Genomic DNA, 883 nt, shown 5'->3' with positions numbered 1-883 from the left:
GGCATCAAAAAAGCACCTCCCTTTTTGATAGGTGCTTTATAAAATATCTTCGTAATTTCTTCTTGAATACAGAACACGGATTATTTCTACTAGCTTTTCTCCATTATTTACTCGGTAGAAAATAAGATAGTTTTTTACGGGACAAATTCTTATATTCTCTTTATCTAAGTCTTCATCTCTATACCTTCTAAATCTTTCAGACATTTCATCAAGCCCTCTTATAGACTCTTCTATTTTCTTTATTAACCTTAATGCGGATAAATCAGAATTCAAGTTTGCAGAAATATACTCATATATTTTAATGATGTCTTTTTTGGCTCTAGATGATACTACAATAGTATATTTGCTCATAATTGATCGTAAATTGATTTAAAAGCCTCATCCACATTTTCATATTTCCCATCTTTTAAATCATTTATCCCTTCCATTAGCATCTTGTTTAATTCATCCCTTGAGATGTCAAAAATATCAACAAGTTTTGCATCCGGTAATTTTACATCAAAAGGTAAGCCTTTATTAAGAATAATCTGCCTATAAAACATATCCACGGCATTTGATGGAGGTATGCCCAAGGTTTTCAGTATCTCCTCCGCCCTTTCTTTAATTTCCGGTTTCATCCTTATATTTAGGTTTGCTGACTTAGCCATAATTGACTCCTCCTTTTGCTTAATTATATCAAATACGTCAACACTATGTCTATACATTTAAAGTTTATCAAAGTCCTCCTGTGTAACTACTTGCTTATCTTTCCACTCATCGTTAGTTTTTTCTGTGTCCATATCAGTTATAAGTCCAATGGTGAGTAAGTCTAAATCAAAAACAGAAAGACCACGTTCCACTGCTCTTAATAAAAATAAGGGGGTGGTCATTGGTCTTACTTTTT

At 32.4% G+C, this 883-nt stretch carries 2 protein-coding genes; both read right to left on the bottom strand.

Going from position 1 to position 883, the window contains the following annotated elements; genetic code table 11:
* Positions 1-36 precede the first annotated feature (36 nt).
* Positions 37-351, bottom strand: a complete 315-nt coding sequence (locus tag ACQV2Q_RS08860; protein ID WP_428882510.1) for a type II toxin-antitoxin system RelE/ParE family toxin — start codon at positions 349-351, stop codon at positions 37-39.
* Positions 348-647: a type II toxin-antitoxin system RelB/DinJ family antitoxin gene (locus ACQV2Q_RS08855; RefSeq protein ID WP_428875514.1), complete on the bottom strand. Its 300-nt coding sequence runs from the start codon at positions 645-647 to the stop codon at positions 348-350. Before ACQV2Q_RS08855 ends, ACQV2Q_RS08860 begins: the two co-directional genes overlap by 4 nt.
* Positions 648-883 lie beyond the last annotated feature (236 nt).

Origin of the sequence: Facklamia sp. P12950, assembly GCF_050409465.1 — a bacterium.
Taxonomy (GTDB): Bacteria; Bacillota; Bacilli; order Lactobacillales; family Aerococcaceae; genus Facklamia.
Note: the sequence above shows the minus strand (reverse complement) of the source record. Positions and strands in the feature narration are given on the sequence as shown.

Excerpts from the sequence above, each read along its gene's own strand:
- ACQV2Q_RS08860 (WP_428882510.1), bottom strand. The coding sequence starts at position 351 with ATGAGCAAATATACTATTGTAGTATCATCTAGAGCCAAAAAAGACATC.
- ACQV2Q_RS08855 (WP_428875514.1), bottom strand. The coding sequence starts at position 647 with ATGGCTAAGTCAGCAAACCTAAATATAAGGATGAAACCGGAAATTAAA.